Origin of the sequence: Pseudomonas sp. P7779 (assembly GCF_013386315.1) — a bacterium.
Classification (GTDB): domain Bacteria; phylum Pseudomonadota; class Gammaproteobacteria; order Pseudomonadales; family Pseudomonadaceae; genus Aquipseudomonas.
The window spans coordinates 21,170-27,211 of the sequence record NZ_JACARZ010000044.1 but is presented as its reverse complement, the minus strand read 5'-3'; the positions used below and the strand labels follow the sequence as shown (position 1 = coordinate 27,211).

The 6,042-nt window shown below is 63.4% G+C and carries 3 protein-coding genes; all 3 read left to right on the top strand.

The genetic code is table 11. From position 1 onward, the window contains the following. The first annotated feature begins 162 nt into the window (after positions 1-162). The 3 genes from HX869_RS14700 (at position 163) to HX869_RS14690 (ending at position 5,992) form a co-directional block, all read left to right on the top strand. Entirely contained in the window at positions 163-2,235 is a 2,073-nt protein-coding gene (locus HX869_RS14700) for a TonB-dependent copper receptor (RefSeq protein ID WP_178903261.1), read from the top strand. A gap of 116 nt (positions 2,236-2,351) precedes the next feature. After that, positions 2,352-3,734: a PepSY domain-containing protein gene (locus tag HX869_RS14695; protein WP_178903260.1), complete on the top strand. Its 1,383-nt coding sequence runs from the start codon at positions 2,352-2,354 to the stop codon at positions 3,732-3,734. Positions 3,735-3,886: 152 nt separating this feature from the next. Beyond that, positions 3,887-5,992: a TonB-dependent siderophore receptor gene (locus HX869_RS14690; protein ID WP_178903259.1), complete on the top strand. Its 2,106-nt coding sequence runs from the start codon at positions 3,887-3,889 to the stop codon at positions 5,990-5,992. The last annotated feature ends 50 nt before the right edge of the window (positions 5,993-6,042 follow it).

Genomic DNA, 6,042 nt, shown 5'->3' with positions numbered 1-6,042 from the left:
CGCCTGGGCCATGCCCGGCAAACCGTGTTCCCCGGCGCCCGCAGCCGTGCCCCGCCCATCATCACGTAAGCACTTCACACCGTTACTTCACCCCGGCCGACTTTAGACAGACAGCCGCAGGCTGCTGGCCGTGTTGTTTACGAATGAATGATGGAATTTTTCATGTCCAGGTTTTCTGCTGACACCCGTTTGGGATGTACTCCCGTTTTCGCCGTTCTGTGTGGCGCGCTGCTGGTTCCTCAGGTCCACGCCGACGAGCCTGCCGACCAGAACGAACTGAGCCCGACGGTGATCACCGCCATTGCCCCCAGCTCACCACTGACCGTCGTCACCAACCCGAAAGACCCGCGCCAACCGGTGCCCGCCAGCGATGGCGGCGACTACCTCAAGACCATCCCCGGCTTCGCCCTGGTGCGCAACGGCGGCACCAACGGCGACCCGGTGCTGCGGGGCATGTTCGGTTCGCGCCTGAACATCCTCACCAACGGCAGCATGATGCTCGGCGCCTGCCCCGGCCGGATGGATGCGCCCACCTCCTATATTTCACCGGAAACCTACGACAAGCTCACCGTGATCAAAGGCCCGCAAACCGTGCTCTGGGGCCCGGGTGCTTCAGCCGGCACGGTCCTGTTCGAGCGCGAGCCCGAGCAATTCGGCGAGCTGGGCACGCGGGTCAACGCCAGCATCCTGGCGGGCTCCAACGGGCGTTTCGACAAAGTCGTCGACGCAGCAGCCGGCGGGCCGCTGGGTTATGTGCGGGTGATCGGCAACCAGGCCCACGCCGATGACTACAAGGACGGCAACAACGACACCGTCGCCTCGCGCTACGACAAGTGGAACGGCGACGTGGCCGTGGGCTGGACCCCGGACGCCGACACCCTGCTGGAACTCACCGCCGGCCGTGGCGATGGCGAAGCCCGCTACGCCGGGCGTGGCATGGACGGTTCGCAGTTTTTGCGCGAGAGCCTCGGATTAAGCTTCGAGAAATCGAACATCGGCGAGGTGCTGGATAAGGTCGAAGCGCAGGTCTACTACAACTACGCCGACCACGTGATGGACAACTACACCCTGCGCGTCCCGTCGGGCACCGGGATGATGGCCGGTCCCATGGCGGCCAACGTCGACCGCCGCACCCTCGGCGCCCGTATCAAGGCCACCTGGCGCTGGGCCGATGTGCAGTTGATCAGCGGCATTGATGCACAAACCAACGAACACCGCGAACGCAGCGCCATGGGCGTCGACACCTACAAGGACCTGCCCCGCAGCAAGGACGCCAACTTCCACAACTACGGGGTGTTCGGCGAACTGACCTGGTACGCCGCCGACCGCGACCGGCTGATCACCGGCGCCCGCGTCGACCGCGCCTCGGCCAAGGATTTCCGGCAAACCATCAGCTCCGGGATGATGAGCAGCCCCAACCCCACCGCCGGTAAAACCCGCGCCGATACGCTGCCGTCCGGCTTTGTGCGCTACGAGCACGATCTGGCGGACAGCCCTGCCACCCTGTACGCAGGGCTTGGGCATTCGGAGCGTTTCCCTGATTACTGGGAGCTGTTTTCTCCCGACACCGGGTCGGTCGGTTCCGTGAATGCCTTCGACGGTGTGAAGCCTGAAAAAACCACCCAGCTGGATTTTGGCCTGCAATACAAATCCGCCGATCTCGATGCCTGGGCCTCGGGCTACGTCGGCCAGGTGCGTGATTTCATCCTGTTCGACTACCAGCCGGGAATGATGGGCACCACCTCCCAGGCGCGCAATGTGGACGCGCGAATCATGGGCGGTGAATTGGGCGCAGCCTACAAGCTGACCGCCAACTGGAAGGCCGATGCCACCTTCGCCTACGCCTGGGGCAAGAACAGCAGCGACGGCAAACCGCTGCCGCAGATCCCGCCGCTGGATGCGCGCTTCGGGCTCACCTACAGCCAGGACGACTGGAGCGCCGGCGCCTTGTGGCGGGTGGTCGCGGCGCAAAACCGCATCGACCAGAACAAGGGCAACGTGGTGGGCAAGGACTTCGACAAAAGCTCGGGGTTTGGCGTGTTCTCGCTGAACGCGGCGTATCGCATCAACAAGAATTTCAAGGTCAGCACCGGCGTCGACAACCTGTTCGGCAAGGCGTACGCCGAACACCTGAACCTGGCCGGCAACGCCGGGTTCGGCTACCCGGCCAATGACCCGCAAGCCATCAAGGAACCGGGGCGCACGCTCTGGACCAAGGTGGACATGAGCTTCTAAGCGCATCGCAGGCAAGCCGGCTCCCACAGTTGCAATGCATTCCACTGTGGGAGCGGGCTTGCCCGCGATGGCGTCCTCGATAACACAAAAAATCCAAGCCTTTGCGGAGCACCCTGATGAACCCACCGAAGATTTCCTTCTACAACCTGGCCTGGCGCTGGCATTTCTACGCCGGGCTGTTTGTCGCGCCGTTCATGGTGCTGCTGGCCCTGACCGGCATCATCTACCTGTTCAAACCCCAACTCGACCCGCTGATGTACGGCAACCTGCTGACCGTGCAAAGCGCCGAACACGCGCTGAGTGCCGACGAGCAACTGCAACGTGCCCAGGCTGCCTATCCACAAGGCAAGATCAGCAAGTACCTGCCACCTGCCGACGCCACCAGCAGCGCGCAATTCGTGATGCACAACGACGGGCGCGAAGTGACTGTGTTCGTCGACCCGTATCGCGGCACCGTGCTCGGCGAACAGGACTCGAAATACAACCTGCAAGCCATCGCCCGCGCGCTGCATGGCGAGTTGATGATCGGCACCGTCGGTGATCGCCTGGTGGAACTGGCCGCCGGCTGGGGCGTGATGCTGGTGATTTCGGGCGTGTATCTGTGGTGGCCGCGAGGCAAGTCGGCGGCGGGCATTCTGTGGCCGCGGCTGGGCAGTCGCGGTCGCTTGTTCTGGCGCGATCTGCACGCGGTGGCCGGTTTCTGGGGCGCGGCGTTCCTGCTGGTGATGCTCCTCAGCGGCATGACCTGGACCGGCTTCTGGGGCAAGCAATACGCCGAGCTGTGGAATAAATTCCCGGCGGCCATGTGGAACAACGTGCCGCAGTCCGACCAGCAGGCCCGCAGCCTCAACACCGCGAGCCAACAGACCGTGCCGTGGGCCATGGAAAACACGCCGATGCCGATGTCTGGCGAGCATGCCGAGCACATGAAGCACGCCGGCATGAGCCAGGGCCCGGCAGCCCCGAGTATCCGCCTGCAGCAGGTGGTCGACCTCGCCAACTCACGCAAGGTCGAGCCCGGCTACAGCATCACCTTCCCCACCACTGCCGAAGGCGTGTTCACCCTCGCGGTGTTCGCCAACGACCCGCGCAATGACGCCACCCTGCATGTGGACCAATACTCCGGCAAGGTCCTGGCCGATGTGCGCTGGGAGCACTACAACAGCGTGGCGCGGGTTACCGAATCGGGCGTGATGCTGCACGAAGGCAAGATGTTTGGCGTGGTCAATCAGATCATCGTGCTGCTGATTTGCCTGATGATCCTGCTCAGCGCCGTCAGCGGTGTGGTGATCTGGTGGAAGCGTCGGCCACAGGGCAGCCTGGGGGTTCCACCGTTGCGCCATGACCTGCCGAAATGGAAAACCGCGATGGTGATCATGCTCGGGCTGGCGATTGTCTTTCCGCTGGTGGGCGCCTCGCTGATCGTGGTCTGGGCACTGGATCGCCTGGTGCTTTCACGGTGGTTTGGCCAACGTGAATCTGCCTCAGGTTCAGCGTGAAACAGACGAGATGCCCTACCTAGAGGCGTTATGTAGTCTTACGCGGGCTTTCGCCCACGCCGCACAAAGTGTTATATTGTAACACTTGATGTGTTCTCCCACTCGCCGCGCCCTGCGGCGAGTACCGTCTCGAAGAAGCGATTTATCGTCCGATGAACAAGTACCTTGCGTCCGGCCTGTGCCTGCTCGCCCTGCAAAACACTGCCCAGGCCCTGACGCTTCCCGCCAGTGCCGTCTCCGCCCCCGCTGTCGACGACGAGCGCGTCGACCTGCAAACCCCGACCACCGCAGGTTCGCGCTTGAACCTCACTGCCTTGCAAACCCCGGGCAGCGTTGAAAGCCAGACCGGCAAGCAGATTCGCGCCCGGGGCGATGCCACGGTGCAGGACGCGATTTCCCGGGCCACCGGCATCAGCCGCACCGGCACGCCGGGCGACGGTGGTACCTCGTTGTCGGCACGCGGGTTCACCGGCCAGAGCTCGGTGCTGCAGTTGTACGACGGCGCGCGCATGTTCGATGGCGCGGGCACTTCCACCTTCCCGGTGGACACCTGGTCCGTTGAGCGGGTGGACGTACTGCGCGGCCCGGCCTCGGTGATGTACGGCCAGGGCGCCACCGGCGCGGTGATCAACACCATCGCGAAGAAACCCTTCGAGGGCGAGATCGAAAACCATATCCGCCTGGGCTACGGTTCTTATGACCGCCAGCAGCAAGCCCTCGACAGCGGCGGCTCGCTGACCGACACCCTGAGCTATCGCCTGAACATCAACCGCCTGCGCAGCAACGGTTTCATCGACCGCGGCGAGTCCGGCAGCGACTTCGTCAGCGGTGCCCTGCGCTGGCAGGCGGCGGACAACCTGAGCTTCACCCTGGCCTCCGACTACGGCGACCAGACCCCGCAAAACGACTACGGCACACCGCTGATCAACGGCCAGTTGCACAAGGGCCTGCGGGACAAGAACTACAACGTCAGCAACGATATCCAGCACTACAACGACCAGTGGACGCGCCTGACCAGCGAGTGGCAGATCAACGACAACGTCACCGCCACCAACGAACTGTCCTACCTGAAAAACCAGCGGCGCTGGCAGAACGCCGAGAGCTACAACTACGTCGACGGCGGCCTGGTGCGCCAGAGCTACCTGGGCATCAAGCACAACCAGGAACAGGTGGGCGACCGCCAGACCTTCACTTTCAAGCACACGCTGTTCGGCCTCGACAGCCAGACGGTGACGGGGGTGGAGTACAACCGCATTCGCTTCCGCCTGGCCAGCAACTCGCCGTTCGATGACCTGACGAACGCCGGCCAACCGGTGGACATCAACCACCCGGTACCGCAGCCGTTTGAAAGCGCCAGCCCCTTCGTCCCGCAGTCCGTCAGCACCACCAAACAGCTGGCCGCGTTCGCCGAAAACCGCCTGCAACTGACCGATAAACTGTCGCTGATCACCGGCGTGCGCCGCGATTACCTGCACATCGACAGTGACTCCCTGGTGGATGGCAGCGACTCCAACAAAACCTTTACCGGCAACAACTGGAAAGCCGGCCTGGTCTACGCGATCACCCCGGACACCTCGGTCTACGGCCAATACGCCACCAGCACTGACGGCGTTGGCAGCCTGATCACCCTGAGCCCGAGCCAGCAGCAGTTCGGCCTGTCCACCGCCAAGCAAACCGAGATCGGCCTCAAGCAGGCGTTCTGGGATTCCCGTGGTGAATGGACCCTGGCGGCCTACCACATCGTCAAAAAGAAACTGTTGGTGAGCGTTCCAGGCACCACCCTCAAGGAACAAGTCGGCCAGCAATCCTCCAACGGCCTGGAAGCCAGCCTCGACCTGCAACTGCCCGATGCCTGGCAACTGCAAGCCAACGCTGCGATCGTGCGGGCGCAGTACGACGACTTCTCCGAAGTGGTCAACGGCCAGTCCGTGTCCCGCGACGGTAACCGCCCCACCGACGTGCCGCGTCGCACCGCCAACCTGTGGCTGAGCAAGGCCATCACTGACGACGTGCGTGCCGGTGCGGGTGTGCGTTATGTAGACTCGCGTTTCGCCAACACCGCCAACACCAGCGAAGTGCCGAGCTACACCGTGGTCGACGCCAGCGTTTCATGGAAAGCCATGCGCAACACGACATTGGGCCTGCAATTGAATAACCTGTTCGACCGCACTTACGCCGTCAGCCAATACAACGACGGCCAGCAATGGATCCTGGGCGAGCCGCGCTCGTTCTTCGTGACGGCGGACTACACCTTCTAACTGAACGCAACACTGTCCAAATGTGGGAGCGGGCTTGCTCGCGAATGCGG